We start from the raw sequence: 20876 nt of genomic DNA, 5'->3' as shown, positions 1-20876 counted from the left end.
GGATCGACCGGCATGATACATTCATGCTCCTTGGCCAAAGACTCCAAACCTCCAACTGTGCAGTATTCTATTGATTACGATTTTTTTACGCATCTATAGCCTTGTCTGGAAGCTTGCCCTGCCGTTTTTACGACGGGCACGCCGCACCTCCTTTGGCTGGCAGGAAAGAACACTGGCAAAGGCTCCCGAGGGGCCATTTGATCTCTGGATTCAGGCCGCGTCAGGCGGAGAGTCCATGTTGACCAACATGGTACTCGACGAACTGAATCAAACCCTGGAATCAAAATTTAAAATAAATATTCTCGCGACTTCCGGGACCAAAGAAGGTGTCGACAGTCTCAAAAAGGCGAAGGAAAAGCGTAACACTTCATGCTTTGAGCTTCAGATCGCTTACTTTCCCTTTGATGCACCTTTTTTAATGGAAAAGGCCTTCAATCGCTTTGCACCCAGGCTGGCAGTGATTGTGGAAACAGAGCTCTGGCCTGCATTTCTGGTTTACGCCCAAAAAAAGGGTGTGCCGGTCTTTCTCATAAACGGTCGCATGTCGGATAAGAGCTGCGGCAGCTATAAACGGTTCAGCAGCTTTTTCCATGCCTACGGGCCCGACAGAACCTGGGCTATATCAGAGCTCGATCAGGCAAGACTTGCAGGGGTCATGGGTACGGAGAAGGTTGGGCTCATGAACAACATTAAATTTGACCGTATCACGCCCATAAAAAATTCACAGCCTGATGTTAAGCTCCAATCGCTGCTCCCTGCAGACCAGCCCTTTATCCTGTTCGGCTCCATTCGCCGTGAGGAAGAAGATAAGATCCTGAAAACAGTAAAAGAGCTGTTGACCAGGCGCTCTGACATTACCGTCGGTATCTTCCCAAAACACATAGACCGGGCAGAAGTCTGGCAGGATAAACTGCAGCAGCTCAACATCGTAACCTGCAGACGCTCACATATCAGAGAAGACACCCCACTCGCAGCAGTCATTATATGGGATGTTTTCGGGGAACTTGCCCTTGCCTATCAACTGGCAAAAGTTGCCTTTGTCGGTGGCTCTCTGGTAAATTTGGGTGGCCAGAATTTCCTTGAACCGTTAGTATTTGGCCTACGGCCAATCATCGGTCCCTACTGGAGGAATTTTGCCTGGGTGGGTCGTGAAATTGTAACCTCCGGGCTGGTCATAGAAGTTGCAGATGAGAATATGCTAACCTCAACAATCCTTAAACAACTCGACGACCAGGAAGACAAAGATCGTATTCTGGAACAGGTCCAGGAATATTTTGACCCAAAAAAAGGCGGTACACGTTTTGTGTGCCAAAAAATTACTGAAAAGCTTCACGCCCTCTAGATAATTGATACCATGAGCACCCTACCTCCCTGTTACGCTATTATCCCTGCCCGATATAAATCGGCGAGATTTCCTGGTAAGCCGCTTGCCGACATCCTTGGTAAACCAATGTTTTACTGGGTTTATGAACGAGCTTCCCGGTGTCAGTTAATGAAAAAGGTCTGTCTTGCAACCGACGATCAGAGAATCTTTGACGCAGCGAAGCGACTTGACGTTCCGGTGGTCATGACCGACCCGGGTCACCCAAGTGGCTCGGACCGAATCATGGAAGCTGCCGAGATTCTCGGCCTTGAAGATGAAGCCGTGGTGGTCAACATCCAGGGAGATGAACCGGCGCTGGATTTGGACATGCCAGGAAAGCTGGTTGAACCTTTTGTCAATCCAGATATTCAGGTCACAACCCTTGCGCGTCTCATTGACTCAAAACAGGCGGAAAATCCAGACCGCGTCAAGGTGGTCCGCTCAGAACGAGGCTTTGCCCTCTATTTTTCCAGATCAAAAATTCCCCACTTCAGGGACGTTCAGGAAAGAGACGCCGATTACCTCCTGCATATCGGCCTGTATGCCTACAGGATCTCAGCACTCAGGACCTTTACCTCTTTGCCGCCAAGCCCCCTTGAACAAATTGAGAAACTGGAACAGCTTCGCCTTCTTGAGGCCGGGATGGGGGTCTACGTCGTGATGACTGACTACCAGGGCTTTGGTGTTGATCGTCCCGAGGATCTGGATCTTATCAGTGAACAGATGCGCAAACTACAAAACCTGCCTTAAGGGCAGGTTTTATCGTACATCTTCAATGGACCTTTTGGGCTATTTACTCTCCCGCTGATGGTCCCTGTCCAGATGAAAGTTAACCCAGGAAGAGGTATCCTTTAATTCCCACAGACGTGGTGGTACATATTCCGCCGTCAGCTTGTCTGTCTCTCCATATTTTTTCATCCGTTTATAGGCCCGCACCCAGACACAGAGCTTATCGGTATTAACCTCACAATAACCGTCCTTGCTGCCGCCACAGGCACCGTTTCGGGTATGCTTTGGACAACCCGACTCAGGACAGAGAAAGCCAACATGCTGAATACCACAATCTCCGCAGCCCTCGCAGGAGAGCACGATCTTTTTAAACGGGTCTTCAACAAAGCGCTTCAGCATCCAGGAGCGCTTTGTTTTATCAAGACTGCTCGACAGTTTTTTATACATAGGAGCCAGACTTGCCGCCTTATCAAAAAACAGGTCATGGGCTGCGCGTAAAAAGAGGTAGTGACAACTTTCTGAAAGGTTGAGAGTAATCGGATCTTTTGCAGGAATTTTCTGCTTGGGGTCCATGTCTTTATGATAGAGATAAAAACGGTCCTTTTTATCTTCCTGAAAATCGGCACGGTATTCCTGCCAATTGTGCTCAATGGCCTCCATTCTGTCGAGAATTCTCTCCACCACCGCAAAACTTCCGTGAATACCACCAAGATGTATTCCCTTATACCCGATACCTTTTAATACAACTCCAAGCCGTGCCGTTCTCTCAATGGCGGCGGCACGACCCTCCTCCGGAATATCCCATTGTTTTTCAATCGTGTTAAAGAGATCAGAAGAGACATGAACCCCCGGGACCTTACCACCATTCATCACCCGTGCTGCACCCCTGCCCAGGTGATAGAGGGATGCAAGAGTGGGAACCTCTAACTCTTTATCCCGCATAAAAAACAGAAGTTCTTCGTATTTATCGATATCATAGCCAAGCTGGGTGATGGCAAAGGACGCCCCTTCTTCAATTTTTCTCTCCAGCTTTTTGTACTGAATCCAGCTTTCTGCTTCCGTATATTTAAATGGAGAAATTGCACAGCCTGTTACAAAAACTGAATCATGTCCCACCTTGATCAGACGTCTGTTCAGATCATTGAGCATGGAGGTAAGGATGACAGAGTCAAAATCAAACACCGGAGTTCCACGCCCTCCAAAGCCCTGACCTGAATAGTCCCCGGTCAATGCCAGAATATTCTTGAGTCCCATATGGGCAAGCTGCAGGGCACGACTCTCAAGGCCCATTCTATTAGCGTCCCGACAGGTGAAATGGACAATGACATCCATACCTTTATCCAGTATGTCCCGCCCGAGCACATCAGGACTGAGTGCCGGGTTTCCTCCAGGATTGTCCGTGATGGAAACCGCGCTGATCCTGCCGTCAACAAAGGCCTGATTCGAAATCTCTTTAATACTGTCCGTCGTCCGGCCACTGAACTCTCGTCCCGGCACCAGCTCAAGGGTTATTACAAATTTTTCAGGTGTAGAAATATCATCATTAAAATTACGCTTCATAAACCCAACTCCTCTGAAAATTCAGCCAATAAAACCAACGCACAGACCAGCGCCGAAACCTATCAAACTTTTTACTCATGTTTTTCCTTACCACCACACTTACACCACCCTTGCACATGCAGAGACACAACCAAAGGCCCGTCTCACTTATCTTTACATAATACACAATTACAGTGATATATATAAAGAGAAAACAATGAAAAAACCTCCAACAATAATTGATAGAAAAGGTATATCCATGGAACAGTCAATGGTTTCAGTATATTACATTGTGGTATTTTTATTGTCCGGGTTAAAAAACAGCTCAAAAAGAGAAGAAAAGCTGCATGACACCCTGGAGTTAATGTCTGTTAACGAAGGTGTGAGGGAAAAAAGGGGAGAAATTGAAACGCAAGATATACAAGTGTGGCAGGAGTCCCACCCCAAGCAATCTGCATTGTTCTAAGAATATTTTTCTACTATCTCAGAATTTGATTCAAAATTTTAAAACATGTTCTGGCTAAAAATCTGTATAGCCCTGAAGGTAAAGAAGTGCTGTAAGATCGCCGTAAACTACAGAATTTCTGGATCTTTTTTTAAGGTAGGCCTTAGGGTGAAAACCAACCCCAAGGCCAGCTGCGGAAATCATAGCCAGATCATTGGCGCCATCACCGATCGCCAGGGTTTCAGCCAGAGAAAGTTGGAGTTCTTCTGCAGCTTGCACGAGCAATGCAAGCTTTGTCTGATGATCAAGAATCGGTTCTTTTACGTAACCCGTAAGCTTATTATCATTACATTCCAGTATATTTCCGTGATGTACATGAAACCCCAACCGTCTCGCCACTGGTTCTGTAAAACAGGTAAAACCACCAGAAACCAGGACACAACGGGCACCATGTTCACTCATGACCCGGATGAGGGTTTCACCTCCTGGCATGTATTGTATCTGTTGCACAGTCTCGGCAAGTGCTGAAGTGGACAATCCTTTGAGCATCTTAACCCTCGTCCGTAATGCTTGTGGAAAATCAAGCTCTCCACACATGGCCTTCTCGGTAATAGCTGCAATTTCATCTTTTAAACCGCAGAGCGCAGCCAGATCATCAAGAGTCTCACCAATAATCATGGTATTATCCATGTCCGAGACAAGCAGTTTCTTCTTTCTACAGCCATCATCTGTTATCAAGAAAAAATCGATCCTCTCTTTGACAAGCAGCAACTCTACAGCAGCAGAAGACCAGGTTTCAGGCAGTATATTTACATTTATTTCAGCAGCTTTCCCGGATTTCAGCCATCTCCATGAAGCCCTGCCAGCCCCTGCGATACCAGCAACAGCGTCAAGGTGGTCCTGGCGCAGCGGCATTTCACTGTCTGAAGAAACAAGGATAAGAATATGACCCATTGCTTTTAATCCATAACTTTACATAAAAATACAGAAACTGCATGAACCTCTAAAAAGGCATCACTTCATCTCTTGCCTGACATTTTTTCCATCCATTGGAATTTCGAAGAAAAAATGATTGTAACGAAAGGTTTTGTTCGACGCAAAGGAAATTGTTAATGCCTTTCTTCTCAAGACTCTCATGGCAACTTATAAAAAACTGAATAATTCTTTACAAAAACCGCCGTAACAGCCATTTAAGAGGGACAAACATGGAAACCCTTTCTTTGTATCTGCGGTACATCTCTCCGTGTTCGGCAAGAATTTTTCTTTCTTCGAGAAAGGTGCCAACAATGAGGTACACACTGAGGATAACTGCAACAGCAAAGCTCTTCTCATGGTATGTTGTAAGAATCGACCAGACAAACAACAAGGAGCCAACATACCAGGGGTGCCGCACCAGAGCGAAAACCCCAAATTCTGAAAAGGAAGCATCCCCACCAAGGAGCAGACTGTCCTCATTTTCTCTGATCTGTTTAACCCCAAGAAAACTGCCCATATCATAGCCACGGGCGCCTTCGAAAAAACAGAGCAGTGCAAGCACAATGCAGATAAAACGGAGAACAACTGCCGGCCCTGACCAGGAAAAAACAATAGCCCCTCCATCTGCAAGAGTAAACCATACCAGAGGCAGCAGACTCACCCCTGACAAGAGATTATACATCAGTCGATAAAAGCCAGCATATCTTCCGAGCCGCTTTTTAATGCGACCGGCAACTGCAGGCTCAATCAGCAGCGAATGCATGACACACCAGCAGATCCAGGTGAAACAGAACCAGAACATTGACATATTTTTCCCTTATTTTTTCCAGACAGACAACTTTTAGACATCACTCTTCCATGCAACACCTCATGCCAGAATGTAGTATCTAAAGCCAGAAAGTCTTCTATAAAATCAGAGAACTCTGAAGTCCAGTTTTAGTAGCCTGCTTACAAACGCCTGACTCAACCATTCACCCTGCGTCAGGTTTACTTGCATAATAGACAGGTACGCGTTAATAATTGGATATCTACCGAAACCATTGGAGAAAATCTATAGCTACCTTTTACAACCAGCTTTTCTCTAACACCCCAATAAGGTCTACAAGAGACAAATACCAATGAGACAGACCAAACAACGAATATACGAGTTCGTTCATTCCGAATCCGCCGGGGGAATCCTGCTGATGGCTACCGCTGCCCTTGCCATGATCGTTGCCAACACCCCGCTCCATGTCTTCTACGATCTCTTTATCACCACTCCCGTACACATAAGAATTGGCCCTCTTGAGATCGCCAAACCGCTTCTTCTCTGGGTGAATGACGGCCTGATGGCCGGTTTCTTTTTCCTCGTCGGCCTTGAACTCAAAAGGGAACTGCTGATTGGCGAACTTTCCGACAAGAGTAAGATAATCCTGCCCGCCCTGGGTGCTATTGGAGGGATGGTCATTCCAGCCCTCATTTATATCATTATCAACAAAGATGATCCCACTGCCCTTAAAGGCTGGGCCATTCCAGCAGCCACAGACATTGCTTTTGCCCTTGGTATTCTCTCTCTGCTGGGATCAAGAGTGCCAATCAGTCTGAAAATTCTCCTGACGTCCCTTGCAATATTTGACGATATCGGTGCGATTCTGATCATTGCCCTTTTTTACACTGATTCCCTTTCTCTTCTATCACTGGCCATTGCAGGTCTTTGCATCGCCCTACTTTTTGTCATGAACCGCAGTGGACAGGAAAAATTGAGTATGTATGTTTTCGTCGGTTCAATCATGTGGGTGGCCCTGTTAAAATCAGGTATTCACGCAACCCTGGCGGGAGTCATTCTTGCCATGTTCATCCCCATGTATTCAAGAAAGGACCCCGAACATTCTCCTGTTATGGAGCTTGAGCATGATCTCCACTCGGCGATTGCCTTCTTTATCCTGCCCATATTTGCCTTCTGCAACAGTGGAATCAGTATCTCCGGAGTAAGCATGGAATTCTTCCTTCACGGTGTACCTCTGGGTATTACCCTTGGCCTTTTCGCTGGAAAACAGATTGGGGTTTTTGGTTTTATCTGGCTGGGAATTAAAAGTGGGATAACAAAGATGCCCGAAGGGATGACCTGGGCGACACTGTACGGAATGGCAACCCTGTGCGGTATCGGTTTTACCATGAGTCTTTTTATCGGCTCCCTCGCCTTTAATCAGACGGTGGAGCAGCTCGTCTTTGATGAGCGATTTGGAATCATCGTAGGCTCTCTGCTCTCCGGGGTGGTCGGAGCAATTGTTCTTTATATCAAGCTTCCTCCAAAACAGAACGTTGTGAGTGACAGCCAAGAAACGGTAGAGGATATGGTACATTGAAAAAGTTTACCGAAGTTATTTCCGCAGCGGCCCTACTCACCCAGATGGGGACAGATAAAAAAAGAGAAGAAGATCCGATTATCAGCATTCTTCAAGCCGTGGCTGAGACAGGCTCTATCAATAAAGCAGCCAGATCCATTGGCCTGAGTTATAAGGCGACCTGGGAAAGGATTGAAACGATCAACAACCTCTCTCCAACCCCTCTCATCAGCCGACAAACCGGAGGCAGCGGTGGGGGAGGAACCATATTGACAAAGGATGGCGAAGCATTTTTAAAAAGAGCAGCTCTTTTTCGCTTTGAATTGCAAAAACTTGTTAATTTTTTTCACGATACTCCGGAGGAGGCCTATGCAATGCTCCGGACTTTAAAGGGAATGGAAATGAAAATCAGTGCCCGCAATGTCTGGCTCGGCAACGTCATTAACATTGAGAAAGGAGTCGTCAACAGTGTTGTGACCATTGCCCTCAAAGGCAAAGATACCATTGTCTCAACCATCACTGAAAACTCCGTACAGCGCCTCGGACTGGAGATAGGCAAAGAAGTGTACGCCATTGTCAAGGCACCTTCGGTTATGCTGAGTTGTGATGTCAATCCGGACAAGATCTCCGCACGAAATATTCTTGCAGGCACCGTTCGCCGGATTGAGCCGGGAGCGGTAAACGATGAGGTGACTATAGACATTTCCAGCGGCAATACGGTTACCTCTATTCTCACCAGCGAAAGTGTCCGGAGTCTCGGTCTTGCTCCAGGGGTAGAAGTATCAGCCATCATCAAAGCCTCAAGCATTTTGCTGGCGATTCCATAAAACCAGATACATATCGGGTCCACCAACTCTCTCTTAAAGGGCTGCCTTCCCGTCTGATGTTGCTCAGCAGGTTTATTTTACGATTCGACTCCGTTTATGGTCACGACAGAGAAAGCAGCAACCAGGGTAAATTATCAGTAATATTAATATAATTATTGACAGTGTTGTTTTTCAACCCTGCTCAGGCCTCTCAAGGTTATTGCGCCAGGCTGAGGGTGTACTTCCCGTATACTCCTTAAATAATTTAGAAAAGTGTGCAGCAGAGCTATAGCCTGCTTTCTCGGCGATTTCACCTATCTGAGTGTTTGGATTTCTGAGCAGGTCCATTGCGTAGCGTAATTTTCGCAAACGTTTGTATTCACGCCAACTGATACCAAGGCGTTCCATTTCTCGCTGGAAAGACCTTTTGGACATTGCCAACTGACTCGCCACTTCTTCGAGAGTAATCGATGAAATATTGTCATGAACCGCCATGGCCCCATGCAATTTTTCCAGAAATGGATCTTCATAGACAGAGTTATCATCGTCAGCACGTTCCTCACTGTCTGCCTTCATATTTAGAACAATCCGCTTTGCACGGCTAAAGATCCGCTCTCTATTTGCGAGAAGGCCATAGATGCGCAACAGTAATTCCTTATTTTTAAAAGGTTTACCCATGAATGAATCCGTTGAAAAACCTAAACCGGCAAGCCGGTTTTCTTCATTTGCCATAGCTGTCAGTATGACAATTTGAATATGCGCTGTGCGATCATCACCCTTTAATTTCCGGGTAAGGTCAAAACCGGACTCTCCCGGCAGCATGAGATCTGTTAGTATCAGGTCGGGTAGTTTTTCGAGCGATAATGACCAACCCGTTTCTGCATCGGCTGCCGTAAGAATGGTCCAATGGTCTGGAAACAATGTCGGGAGATGGTGCAACAGATCGGTGTTATCTTCGACGATCAATATTGAATACCTTTTTGTGTTATCCGGTAATATCGAGTTCAGATCAATGTCGACCGGATGCTCACGGGACGTCGAAGAAGATTTTGGTACATCTCTGACTCCAGATGCAAGAGGGAGGGAAAGGATGAAGAGAGCCCCCCGGGCCTCACTTTGTTCCAATCGAATCGTTCCCCCTACGGCTTCTGCCTCATCTTTTACATAGGCAAGCCCAACCCCCCAGCCACCAAATGTCGACTGCCTGCCTCTCTCAAACCAGTGGAATATTCTTTCTTCTTCTCCAGCCAAGACTCCAATCCCGTTATCGGCAACTTCTATTTGCAGCGTGTTTTCCAAAACCTGAGCGTTAAGTTCAATAATTCCGTTATCTTCTGTATATTTGCAGGCGTTGGACAGTAAATTTGAAACCATGAGCATAAAAGCGTCTCTGTGCATGAATAACCACACCCCAACAAGGTCAATCTTCTCAATAAGCTGCTTATTCTTCAGCTGTATCTGCTGACGATACGGATTCAGACATTCTTCTAGAGCTGTTTGCACCTCAAACAGCTCCTTTTCCTGTTGCAGATGCCTCTGTTTTCTGGAAAGATCCAGGATATTGTCCAGCAAGTAACCAAGCCGCGTAGCATTCTGGTACGCCATTGACATCGTGGCAGAATCTCCCTGCCAATCGGCCTTCATGACCTCAAGAAGCGACATGATCATTGAAAGAGGCGTTCGAAGTTCATGGGCAATGGCCCTGAAAAGCCTTTCTCTCTCTGCCATGAGGCGATCAAGCTGACTGTTTTTTTCTGCAAGATCAGTGTTTGATACCTCCAGCTCTCTGGTGCTCTCAGCGATTCGATATTTGAGGATTTTTTCGTTGTTTCTAAGACGGCGACTATAGAGGAAAAACAAGACAACAAAGCCGCCTGCTGCAGCAATTGTGTAGAGAAAATATGCCAGGGGGGTTTTCCATATCTTTTGGGCAACCTCAAAAGATACTGGGGAAGAACTCACCACCCATTGTCCATGGGCTGATTTCGCCCGAGCCTCAAAGCTATACTTACCAGGCGCTAAATTAGAATATGCGATAAAAGGTGCCATTCCAGTTTTTTGCCAATCCAGATCTGCTCCCTGGAGTTTTACCTCATACTGTACCGAACTGGGATTGGCGAAAAAAAGAGCCTTATATTCAAAAGCAATCCGATTGCTCACCAGTTTCTTTTCTTTCTCAAAGAAGTCCTGGTCGACGGTCACTTTTTCTCCAAGCGCATTATACACATATGGCTGCACTTGTAACGGAGGAGGCGTCACCGCTTTTTCCGGCCCGGGTACCATGTCAGGAGAAAATATCGTCAACCCGGACAAGGTGCCAAAAACCAGACGCCCATCCGGCAGCTTATGCCAGGCATTGAAGTTAAACTCGTCATCCGGCATTCCGTCTGATGCTAGATAGGTCTCTATCTCAAGGGTACTGATATCAACACGCGCCAGACCGTGCAGAGTACTTATCCACATAAAACCGGCCCCATCAATCGCGCAATAGGTTGCATTACTCGGTAAACCGTTCTCCTCACGCAAGATTGTCGTGCTTTCACTGGCCTCATCATAGATAGAAACACCACCCTCTGTTGCCAGCCAGATGCGTCCCAGGGAGTCCTCTCCCACCCCCCGTATACCTTTTCCCGCAAGCTGAAGTCCAGATGATTGTTCAGCGGGATACCGCCACACTTTCAGCACCTCTCCATCCGGATGAACGAGCATCAGACCATCACTTGTTCCCACCCACATGCGCTTTTTACTGTCTTCAAACAGCGCCCTGACACGATAGTGAGGCAGGGATAATTCCTTACCAGGAACTTTTGTATAGGCTCGGATTTCACCGGTTTCACGGTTAAAGCGGTTCAGTCCTTTTGCTGCCCCTAACCACAGAAAGCCCTGACTATCTTTCACCATTAAACGGATATAATCATTGGTGAGACTCTGGCCCTTGGCCAAAAGGCTGGTAATGGAGGAGACGACACCCGTTGATACGGACAGTTTTACGACACCGTTTTTTCTTGCAGCTATCCAAAGATCATCACCATCAACAAGAAGCGCCCTGATGTCATCACCGCGAACCTTATCCCACAACCCGGCGGGTTCTATCCCACTGGGCAGTTTGTACTGTTGAGTGTATGAATCTAACTGTGTCAGGCCTTTACCGGTACCTATCCACAGAGAGCCGGATTGATCAGAAGCAAAGGACCAGACAAGGTTGCTTGGAAGACGCCCTGCCTCTCCATCCGGCCTGGCATTATAAACATGAAATGGAGCGTCAGGATTAAACCAGCAGACACCCTTATCAAAAGTACCGATCCAAACCTGTCCGCTCCGGGTACGGACAATATCCATGATAATATTACTGGGAACGGAATATTTATCACCGGGATAGTATTGATAACTCTCTGAGTTCCCCGAGTCTGGGTGAAAAAGAGCAACCCCGCCACCCCAGGTGCCAATCCAAAGATTGCCATGATCAGCCTCGGCGATTGTCATAACATCGTTTGCTGACAGATCGCTGTTGGATGTGTCGAAATGTTTAAAGCTTACTTTACCTGTCTGCTGAAACACCTGAACCAGACCGTTACTTTGGCTGCCTGCCCATATATTGCCGCGTTGATCTGCAGCAAGAGTATTAAAAGTATTATCCGCAAGCCCATTTTCACCCGCCTGGTACCACTGGACTGACTTTGTTGCAGGATCGTAACAGCATAACCCCGAGCCACGGCTTGAAATCCATATTTTATCGTCTTGCACAACAATACCGGACACAGCATTCCCCATAAGTATACCATCTGGCAAAGTTAAAGGGACTTCATGTACCGTTTGAGCATCATCTGTAATACCAGGGCCACCAACTTCATTGGCTATATCCCGATTTTCGAGATAATACAAACCATCTCCAGCTCCGATCCAGATAATATCTCGCTTTGGATCCGGCACAATATGACGGATATCTGCCGAGCTCAACCCGGGTATCCGGCTGACATGACGGTGTCGAGGGTCTATAATATTAAGCCCCCCGCCCATGGTACCGACCCAGATATTACCAGCGGGATCCTGAGCCAAAGCCGAAACATAGTTATCAGAAAGACTGGTGGGGTCATTATGTCTTCTGCGAAAGGCTAACATTGAATACCCATCAAATCGAACAAGGCCGTCTTCAGTACCAATCCAGACAAAGCCATCCCTGTCCTGCATGATAACCCGGCCTGTATTTTGGGGTAATCCGTCGACAGATGAGATCGTGTTAAAAGCAACCGGAGGCAAGCTTGCGCAAACTATGGAATGCAGCCCCATTACCAGCAAAACAATTAAACGCGTCTTCAAAATATTTTCCTTTCGATTGTTCCCTTAAACACAGCTTTTCTTATCTGGAGAGTTTTCTCTTTGTCAAATAGGCCTGTTTTTTAGGTTGAACAGGGCCACAGCCCTTTAACCAATTGATGTTGTATTTTAATTCTTCAATAATACTCTCACATATCGCACAAAACCGATCATACTAACCAACCTTTGACACAAAATCGATAACAAATGGCACGTTTTGATATAGTCGAAACCATCCAATCTATTTATAGTTCAGCGGTTTCGTATATGATTGGTAAGTTTCTGAAAATGAACTAAAAAGAAGGAATGACCGTGCGCCAAGCCAATGATTCAATCTGTCAGAAAAACTCCCCTTGTATGCAATGTGACAATCAGCCGTTGCATTTCCTGATTGTTGATGACGACTACTTCATTCGAGATATTCTCCAGCTGTGTTTTTCCGATTGTGCAAATATCACTCTGGCCTGCGATGGAAAAGAAGCGCTTCAGGAAATAGGTTCTCGTGAATTTGATGTCATCATTTCCGATGTAAATATGCCGGTAATGAACGGAATAGATTTTTTCAAAAACCTCTGTGAGAGCTGTCCTGAAATTGGTTCGAAATTTATTTTCTGCACAGGAAATAACACCTGGGAGTTACAGGACTTGTGCTCGAAATTCCAAATTCGCTCCTGCAACAAGCCAATTGACATTAAAGAGATCAAAACAATTGTCAGCGAGATCGTAACCTGAGCGGCTGAACATCACTCTTTCACTCTTGTATATCCTCTTGCCACTACCTCAGGGTGCAGCTTGGTGACCATTTTCTCAGAAAATGGCGCTGGTCTCCGGGCAAATCCGACGGCTGGTCTGTAAGAAGTTTGTATTGAGTTGTTGGGCCAGATACTTACCTTCTGAACCATTGGGCTGCGAGAAAGGCGCCGGTCTCGAGCTGCAGCTTGTTGCCCTCAGCTTCAATCCTGGGAATCTCCTCCACATCCGAGTCTTTATCAAAATGTATGGCGGTTGTAACCACACCTCCATCAGGAATAAGTAAACGCATATCAGCCGGGGAACGGAAAGAGATATTTGAAAAGAGAGAGTGTCCGCTTCTTCCTTTCTCCTCCCGTCGCTCTGCCCATGGACTCCGACTGTTGAGGGTGGTTACAACGATACATCCCCCCTTTTTCACGACACGGTTGAGTTCTTTTATGACACCAAAAGCATCCTCGATAAACTCAATTGCCGTCATGGAAAAAGCCTTATCAAAACTCTTATCGCAAAAAGGCAGTGCACACATATCTCCGCATACTGCCGAAAAATTCATATTCTTCAGTTGCACGGCACCTTTTGCCAGCATTGGAAGTGAAATATCCATTCCGGTTACCTTCGCACCCATTTGAGCAACATCTTCAGTAAAAATTCCCGTCCCACAACCTGCATCAAGTATCTCTTCACCCGGTTGAGGATTCAGAAGTTGCAGAAGCAATTCCAATTCATACTTTTTCACAAATTGTGTGGTCGGTGTTGCAAACCAGTTATCATATTTTTCTGTCCAGGAATCAAAAAGGGATGTTTTCATTGTTCCTTAAGTTCTCACAAAAAAGATTGATTTCCCATGTCATTCTGGCTGCCGGTTTGTAAAGCGGCAATGACAAAACTATCTGATCATTTATTCAACCATGGATTTGCTATTAAAACCTCAATTGTTATTATTACAAAAATCTCTCTACTTTACAGGAAGATGATCTTCGTTCATGCTATAATAACCTGTGGTTGTCCCTTTCATGCAACCAGAAGGAGAAAGTCATCTGTCACGGTCGCACAAACAGACATATTTGAAACGTTCACGCCTTACACTTTTGCATGGGCCCGAGCAAATGGTCCAGGCTATTTACTACAATCGAGAGGATAAAAGGATGCTCATTACACTTATTGTTATTCTGGTCATACTGGCGGCGATCGCCATCTGGATCACCAGTATTTTCAACAATCTGGTTAGCCTGCGAAACCGTTATAAAAATGCATTTGCCCAGATTGAGGTTCAGCTCAAACGACGCTATGATCTCATTCCAAACCTCATTGAAACAGCCAAGGCGTACATGAAGCATGAGAAAGAGACTCTGGAGGCTGTTATCACCGCGCGAAATGCTGCGGCAAAAGGGCTTGCCTCTGTGGCTGCTGACCCCGGAAACCCCTCCGCCATTGCCGAACTGACCGGTGCGGAAAGCGCTCTGAGCGGGTCTCTTGGCAAGTTTTCCATGCTCATGGAGGCCTATCCCGACCTCAAGGCAAATGAAAATATGATGCAACTCAGTGAAGAACTGACCAGCACAGAGAATAAAGTTTCCTTTGCCCGCCAGGCCTTTAATGACCAGGTAATGGCCTACAACACGGCCAAACAGTCTTTTCCCGCTGTATTTTTTGCAGGGATGTTTGGCCACAGTCAGGACGCCAGCCTCCTTGAATTTGCTGACAGCGCAGAAATACAGGCTGTACCAAAAGTCTCTTTTTAGGCCGTAAAGATGGATTTTTTCAGTTCCCAGGATGCTGCAAAACGCAATACTGCAAGACTCATTGCTTTCTTTGTCCTGGCAGTTATTTCAATGGTTGTCCTCACCAACCTGCTGGTTATGCTGGCTCTTGGCTTTCTCAACCCTCAGACACTTGCAGGCCAGCAGATAAACTGGCCCGTCTTCTTTGCGGTTGGCTGTGGAGTTTTGGCAATTGTCACCCTCGGAAGTTCATACAAGGTTATGCAGCTTTCCGGTGGGGGGGACAAAATTGCGGACCAGCTCGGAGGGGAACTCATCGCCCCCGATAATGGTGATGTAAAAAAACAACGGCTCCTCAACATCGTCGAAGAGATGGCTATCGCCTCGGGCGTACCCGTCCCGCCGGTCTATCTCATTCCTGGAAACGCGATCAACGCTTTTGCAGCCGGCCACACCTACAGTGATGCCGTTATTGGTGTGAGCAGGGGAGCCCTCGAGAAACTGACCCGGGATGAGCTCCAGGGCGTTATCGGCCACGAATTCAGCCATATTCTCAATGGCGATATGCGCTTGAATATCCGCCTCATGGGTGTTTTGCACGGCATACTGGTCATTGGCCTGATTGGTTATTATCTCTTGCGTTTCACGCCGAGGTCCCGCAATTCTAAGGGGAGCGGCGGTTTTGTACTGCTCGGCCTCGGACTGGTCGTGATCGGCTATGGTGGTACTTTTTTTGGCAACCTGATTAAAGCTGCGGTCAACAGACAGCGGGAATACCTGGCCGACAGTGCAGCAGTCCAGTTTACCCGTAATCCAGACGGAATTGGAGGTGCCCTTATCCGTATTGGTTCAATAAAAGAGGGTTCGGTCCTGAATACACCCGGTATTGCTGAAATCAGTCATTCTCTTTTCAGCCAGGGTTTCACCTCCTCATTTACAGCATTCTTTGCAACCCATCCTCCACTTGGCAAAAGGATTAAACGAATACTCCCATCATGGGACGGACAATTCAAACCACTCGTCTCACCAGATGATTCCACGGCCCACAAGCCCGCCCCCGCCTCCAAAGAGCGATTAGATAAATCCAGGATCGGCATGATGGCCGCAGGTGCTGCGGTAATGTCCAGTACGAAGGTTGTCGGCCAGATCGGTAATCCTACGGCAAATCATGTGAGCCACGCCAGGAAGTTGATAGAGGCGATACCCGAGGATCTCAAAAAATCTATTCATTCCTCCTACGGCGCCCAGGCAGTGATCTACGCCCTTCTGCTTGACCAGAATGTTGCCGAGCGAAAAAATCAGCTCCAATACCTGAGTACCGCCGTTGATCCAGCCACCTATGATGAAGTTATGAAGCAGACCCCTCAGACCGCTGCACTCGGTGCAGCTTACCGACTGCCTCTGGTGGATCTTGCCCTGCCTACACTGCGGCAGCTCTCTGTTAACCAGTATAAAAAGTTCAAAACAAACCTGCTGGCCCTGATTGCAGCCGACAACAAATTACATGTCTTTGAATGGACACTGCAAAAAATTGTGCTCCATCATCTCGCGGGTGTCTTTGAAAACAACAGTGGGACAACAGAAAAAGAACCCAACATAAAACGGGCAAAAGAAGCAGGCACCATTTTACTCTCCATGTTTATCAATAATTTACAACAAAAGGGCATAGATAAAGAAGCGCTGCGAAAAGAAGTTCTGCAAGAAATCCAATGGATCGATGGAGAGCGGCTTACCGGAGAAAAGTTTTCTCTAGGGGACCTCGATGCAGCACTCAATGATCTGATCGGCCTGAAGCCCCGATATAAAGAAATGCTCCTTAGTGCCTGCGCAACCGTGGTGCTGGCCGATAAACATGTCTCAACATTGGAAACGGAGTTGCTGCGCGCTGTCTCAAGCGGCCTGAATTGTCCTATGCCGATACTTCTCAGCTAAAATTTCCGACCTTCTCTCTGTTGGCCCCCTGTCAATAATCCCTGCCCCGTTCTTCTCACACTCCTTTCAAATTCTCACAGTAATTATCTTTGTTCGTTTTATGGCTCATCTTTACCCAAGAGAGTGAATTCCTGTTGTTATTATGTAAAAGTCGAGATATCCTAGTTGGAGGCTTTATCAGACTCCGCTCAAATAACCACTAATTGGTGCCAGGCATACCTTTTACGTATAGTATAAAGGGCTGTCACCGCAAAAAACGGCATCGCAGATGCACTTCGTTTCAATGGGGAATAGCTTATTATGTCGAATGGATACAAAACAATCTTGTTTACCTCGAATCTCTCCAAGACCAGCCGTATAGCTTTTCAACAGGCAGCTCTGCTGGCAAACCAGTTTAACGCAAAACTCATCCTTCTCCACATTATGGAAGGCCCTTCCGGCAACTATGAGAGTTTTGTGTCAAACCTCTTTAGCGAGAATGAATGGCAGAAAATACTGAGAAAAAACAGAGACGAAGCAAAACACGCGCTCGTTGGCAAAGTGACTCCGAAACAGATGGCACGAACAGCTCTCAGTGCATTTTGTAAGGAAGGCGCAGAAATAGATGAAAACTATGAAATCCCCAATTATGAAATCATCGTCAAAGAAGGGGAGGTCATTGAGACGATTCTGAAGCAGGCAAAAGAATCCAATTGTGATTTGATTGTTCTTGGCTCCTCGGAGGGCCTTTTGTCTGGTCTGTCTGTTGGGAAAAACATAAAATCTGTACTAAAAAAATCAAAAATTCCTGTTCTCGTTGTTCCTTCAAAGGCCGCTTAGCACAAGTTAGTCAGGCAATGGAGTCCCCGCATCCTCAATGGACAACAACTCAGTTGCATATTGTCCATTGAGAGCCCCGTACGTAATGATGCGGGGGAAAAATCCTCCCCTTGATCTACAAAAAACACCTCTGGCATCTTCACGACTTATCTGACTGGAGTGGGATATCCCACTTCTTCATGTATTTCCAGATGGCCGTTCGACTCAAGCCAGCTCTTCTTCCAGCCTCGGCTTTATTCCAGCCACTATCCTCAAGCAATTGCAACAGACTTTCTTTGTCCAGACGATGCTCCTTTCGTGCTTTTGCATTGGTGCTCTGCTGGGCAATGGCCCCACTCCTCTTCATCTGCCGAATTTCGATTGGTAAATCTTTCAGCTCCAACCTGTCGCTCTTACAAAGAACAAAGGCGTGTTCGATGGCATTTTCCAGCTCCCGAACGTTTCCCGGCCAATCGTGATCCATGAAGGTGCGCATAACCTCGCGAGAGGTATCCATGACCTGCTTCCCGGTTTTTTTGTTCATGATGCGAACAAAATGGCTGAGCAGAAGAGGAATATCTTCTTTTCTTTTCCTTAAAGGAGGAAGAGTTATGGGGAAAACCTTGAGCCGATAATAGAGATCCTCCCGAAACTTTCCTTCCCTTACCAGGTCGTAGATATTCTGATGGGTTGCGGTAATTATGCGGATATCTATTTTTCGTTTTTTCGACTCTCCAACCCTTTCGATTTCACGTTCCTGGAGTACCCTTAATATTTTAACCTGGATGAATGGACTCAACTCGCCTATCTCGTCAAGAAACAGGGTTCCCCCTGCAGACTCCTCAAATCTGCCGATCCGGTCACGAAGTGCACCTGTGTAAGCGCCTTTTGCGTGGCCGAAAAGCTCACTCTCAAGCAAAGATTCGGAAAGGGCACTGCAGTTGACGGTGATAAGGGGCATATCCTTACGCATGCTGTTGTAATGAATGGCGCCTGCCACCAGCTCCTTGCCTGTACCGCTTTCTCCCTGAATGATAATGGTGGCGTCACTGTCTGCCGCTGCTTTTATCGCAGTATAAACATCCTGCATTGCCTGGCTCTTGCCGATAATATTTTCGAACCGGTGCATTTCCCCCAGACGCAGGGCCGCTTTTTCAGCCCTTTGGCGGGCCTGGTTCAGCTCGGTCACATCGGTTACCGTTTCTACCACCCCAAGAATTTTGCCGTCTTCATCTTTGACAACACTTGCATTTTTTATGACCGGGACGTCATGGCCGTCCTTATGCTGCAAAAGGCACTCTTTGGCCTCACTATATTCCTGATCAAATATCCTGCATTTTTTGATATCAGCCGGGCAATTTTCACCAAAACAGCGACTGCAGCGGAGTAGATCACAACGCCTGCCCAGGGCCTCTTTGGCGGTATAGCCACTGATTCGCTCCATGGATCGATTCCAGGAGGAGATAAGACCCTCGCTATCCATGGTAAACACACCATCCGCCATGGAATCAATAATTCTGCTGAGGAAGCGACGGTTCCAGATTTCATGTGTTTTACCTTCCATATTTTTGCTCCCCCATAGTCCTGTTTTGGTAACGTTACCACCGTTCATCTCCAAGATTTCTTCATGAATTACCACCTGACTGTGGCAACAATACCACTGTAAAACAACTATTTACAGCTTTTATTTTTCTGGGCACAAAATTTGATAGTAACGACCCTGAAGCTGGAAGCAATGGACTTAGACGGAAGTCAGGACTCATCTCACCACAAAGGAGACAAGATGAAAAGAGCAATGATGAAGAAACGGCGTTATGCAGGTATCCTTTTTTTACTGTTCGTTCTCAGCCCCTTTGGCCTCACTGGAGCAAAGACCAGCCAGGCTGAGACCATAGACGACCTCAAACAGACAATCAGCCAGATGAAAGCCACTATGGAACTGCTTCAGCAAAAAGTCGCAGAGCTCGAAGAAAAACAAACAGCAGCTGCAGAAACTGTTGCAGACAGCAACAGTAGTAATGGCGGCGCCCTGATTGTACCAAAGGACACATCCATTAAACTGTACGGCTATGCAAAACTCGACACCATTTATACAGATAAGGATGGCGGCGGTAAAAACAGTTACGTACCTTCAGCCGTGCCCCTTGATTCCGAAGCAGATACACTGGCCAGCAATGCTCTCACCATGCATGCCAAGCAGTCAAGACTGGGCATTTTTACCAGTACGCCAACCGACTATGGTCAATTAAACACCAGAATTGAAACAGATTTTTACGGCTCGGGAGGCAATGAAGCTTTCAGCAACTCCTACGGAATTCGCCTGCGCAGGGCATACGGGGAACTGGGAAATCTGCTGATAGGTCAGGAATGGAGTACCTTTATTGATCTGGCCTCCTACCCTGAAACTATCGATTTCGGTGGCCCTGCGGGTAGTCTTTTTATTCGCCAGGCCCAGATTCGCTGGACGCAGCCATATTCTTTCGGATCATTGCAATTTGCCCTGGAAAATCCAGAGAGTGTTTATCAATCAAAAGATGAACTCGCACCAACCGCCGGAAGCGGAGAATATCTGCCCGATCTTATCGTCCGGGCTAATTTTGATACCGCACTTGGCCACTTTTCGCTGGCAGGACTGGGTCGCCAGATCATTGTCGACAGCGGTCTTTATGAAGATGAATCCTATGGTGGCGCTATCAGTGCAACCGCGTCCCTGCCCCTGTTTGACAAAGATAAGATGGTCATGCAATTCAACTACGGCAACGCACTTGGCCGCTATATGGAGGCTGAATTTGCAGACGCCTTCATTAACCCTGCCACCCACAACATTGAGACAAGTGATCAGTGGGGTGGCCTGGTCAGTTATCAGCACTTCTGGACCAACAGCCTCCGCTCCACCCTGGTCTACTCCTACGCTGAAAGAGACAACGACCTCGATGTGGTCAGCGATACTGCAGACAGCATATATCAATCCGTTCATGCAAATCTCTTATGGAGCCCGGTGAGCCAGGTCAATATTGGTCTTGAATATATCTACGCCACCCGGGAAATCGAGAACGGCGAAGATGGCGATATAAACCGGGTGCAACTCGGTTTTCAGTACAGTTTCTAACAATCCCTTTCTCCGTTGACCTCCTCTCTTCTGCAGAGTCCGTTTCACCTGTTGCAGAACAGAGGAGG

Annotated in this window: 16 protein-coding genes; 10 read left to right on the top strand and 6 right to left on the bottom strand. The window is 46.9% G+C overall.

The features are described from left to right. Positions 1-70: 70 nt before the first annotated feature. The gene (locus FCL48_RS03345) at positions 71-1342 is read left to right on the top strand and encodes a 3-deoxy-D-manno-octulosonic acid transferase (RefSeq protein ID WP_169309056.1); all 1272 of its coding nucleotides are present in this window, start codon (positions 71-73) and stop codon (positions 1340-1342) included. A 12-nt stretch (positions 1343-1354) separates the two neighbouring features. After that, positions 1355-2113 carry a 3-deoxy-manno-octulosonate cytidylyltransferase gene (kdsB, locus tag FCL48_RS03340; protein ID WP_136870814.1) on the top strand — a complete coding sequence of 253 codons (759 nt, stop codon included), beginning with the start codon at positions 1355-1357 and terminating at the stop codon, positions 2111-2113. A gap of 39 nt (positions 2114-2152) precedes the next feature. Here kdsB and FCL48_RS03335 read toward each other — a convergent pair whose 3' ends face one another. Then, positions 2153-3652: a methylenetetrahydrofolate reductase C-terminal domain-containing protein gene (locus tag FCL48_RS03335; protein ID WP_136870813.1), complete on the bottom strand. Its 1500-nt coding sequence runs from the start codon at positions 3650-3652 to the stop codon at positions 2153-2155. 196 nt (positions 3653-3848) lie between these two features. Between FCL48_RS03335 and FCL48_RS03330 the strand changes: the two genes are divergently transcribed. Beyond that, complete coding sequence (locus FCL48_RS03330) at positions 3849-4097, top strand: hypothetical protein (RefSeq protein ID WP_136870812.1); 249 nt, start codon at positions 3849-3851, stop codon at positions 4095-4097. A 54-nt stretch (positions 4098-4151) separates the two neighbouring features. Here the strand turns inward: FCL48_RS03330 and serB are convergent, their stop codons facing one another. Together serB and FCL48_RS03320 are read right to left on the bottom strand one after the other, a co-directional pair. Continuing rightward, the gene (serB, locus tag FCL48_RS03325; RefSeq protein ID WP_136870811.1) at positions 4152-5030 is read right to left on the bottom strand and encodes a phosphoserine phosphatase SerB; all 879 of its coding nucleotides are present in this window, start codon (positions 5028-5030) and stop codon (positions 4152-4154) included. A 211-nt stretch (positions 5031-5241) separates the two neighbouring features. Then, positions 5242-5859, bottom strand: a complete 618-nt coding sequence (locus FCL48_RS03320; RefSeq protein WP_136870810.1) for an isoprenylcysteine carboxylmethyltransferase family protein — start codon at positions 5857-5859, stop codon at positions 5242-5244. Positions 5860-6169: 310 nt separating this feature from the next. Between FCL48_RS03320 and nhaA the strand changes: the two genes are divergently transcribed. Both nhaA and FCL48_RS03310 read left to right on the top strand, forming a co-directional pair. Continuing rightward, the gene (gene nhaA, locus FCL48_RS03315) at positions 6170-7396 is read left to right on the top strand and encodes a Na+/H+ antiporter NhaA (RefSeq protein WP_136870809.1); all 1227 of its coding nucleotides are present in this window, start codon (positions 6170-6172) and stop codon (positions 7394-7396) included. Further along, on the top strand, positions 7393-8202 hold the full coding sequence (locus FCL48_RS03310) for a TOBE domain-containing protein (protein ID WP_240744726.1): 810 nt from the start codon (positions 7393-7395) through the stop codon (positions 8200-8202). The genes nhaA and FCL48_RS03310 overlap by 4 nt, the downstream gene beginning before the upstream one ends. Before the next feature lie 171 nt (positions 8203-8373). Here FCL48_RS03310 and FCL48_RS03305 read toward each other — a convergent pair whose 3' ends face one another. Then, on the bottom strand, positions 8374-12498 hold the full coding sequence (locus FCL48_RS03305; protein WP_136870808.1) for a two-component regulator propeller domain-containing protein: 4125 nt from the start codon (positions 12496-12498) through the stop codon (positions 8374-8376). A 303-nt stretch (positions 12499-12801) separates the two neighbouring features. On the opposite strand from FCL48_RS03305, the gene FCL48_RS03300 reads away from it, so the two are divergent. Further along, positions 12802-13227 (top strand): response regulator, encoded by a 426-nt coding sequence (locus FCL48_RS03300; RefSeq protein ID WP_136870807.1) that lies wholly within the window; start codon positions 12802-12804, stop codon positions 13225-13227. A 154-nt stretch (positions 13228-13381) separates the two neighbouring features. Here the strand turns inward: FCL48_RS03300 and FCL48_RS03295 are convergent, their stop codons facing one another. Beyond that, entirely contained in the window at positions 13382-14056 is a 675-nt protein-coding gene (locus tag FCL48_RS03295) for a class I SAM-dependent methyltransferase (protein ID WP_136870806.1), read from the bottom strand. A gap of 337 nt (positions 14057-14393) precedes the next feature. Here FCL48_RS03295 and FCL48_RS03290 point away from each other — a divergent pair, with 337 nt between their 5' ends. The 3 genes from FCL48_RS03290 to FCL48_RS03280 all read left to right on the top strand — a co-directional run bounded on the left by FCL48_RS03290 (position 14394) and on the right by FCL48_RS03280 (position 17720). Continuing rightward, the gene (locus FCL48_RS03290; protein ID WP_205747631.1) at positions 14394-14990 is read left to right on the top strand and encodes a LemA family protein; all 597 of its coding nucleotides are present in this window, start codon (positions 14394-14396) and stop codon (positions 14988-14990) included. Positions 14991-14999: 9 nt separating this feature from the next. Then, the gene (locus tag FCL48_RS03285; RefSeq protein WP_136870805.1) at positions 15000-16901 is read left to right on the top strand and encodes a M48 family metallopeptidase; all 1902 of its coding nucleotides are present in this window, start codon (positions 15000-15002) and stop codon (positions 16899-16901) included. Between the two features lie 300 nt (positions 16902-17201). Continuing rightward, positions 17202-17720: a universal stress protein gene (locus FCL48_RS03280; protein WP_136870804.1), complete on the top strand. Its 519-nt coding sequence runs from the start codon at positions 17202-17204 to the stop codon at positions 17718-17720. A 139-nt stretch (positions 17721-17859) separates the two neighbouring features. On the opposite strand, the gene FCL48_RS03275 is transcribed toward FCL48_RS03280, so the two are convergent. After that, a complete protein-coding gene (locus tag FCL48_RS03275; RefSeq protein ID WP_136870803.1) occupies positions 17860-19263 on the bottom strand; it encodes a sigma-54-dependent Fis family transcriptional regulator in 1404 nt (467 codons plus the stop codon). Between the two features lie 219 nt (positions 19264-19482). Here FCL48_RS03275 and FCL48_RS03270 point away from each other — a divergent pair, with 219 nt between their 5' ends. Next, positions 19483-20808 (top strand): DcaP family trimeric outer membrane transporter, encoded by a 1326-nt coding sequence (locus FCL48_RS03270; protein ID WP_169309055.1) that lies wholly within the window; start codon positions 19483-19485, stop codon positions 20806-20808. The last annotated feature ends 68 nt before the right edge of the window (positions 20809-20876 follow it).

Source organism: Desulforhopalus sp. IMCC35007, assembly GCF_005116575.1.
Taxonomy (GTDB): domain Bacteria; phylum Desulfobacterota; class Desulfobulbia; order Desulfobulbales; family Desulfocapsaceae; genus Desulforhopalus_A.
The sequence above is the reverse complement of the archived record's forward strand: the minus strand, read 5'-3'. Positions and strand labels throughout refer to the sequence as shown.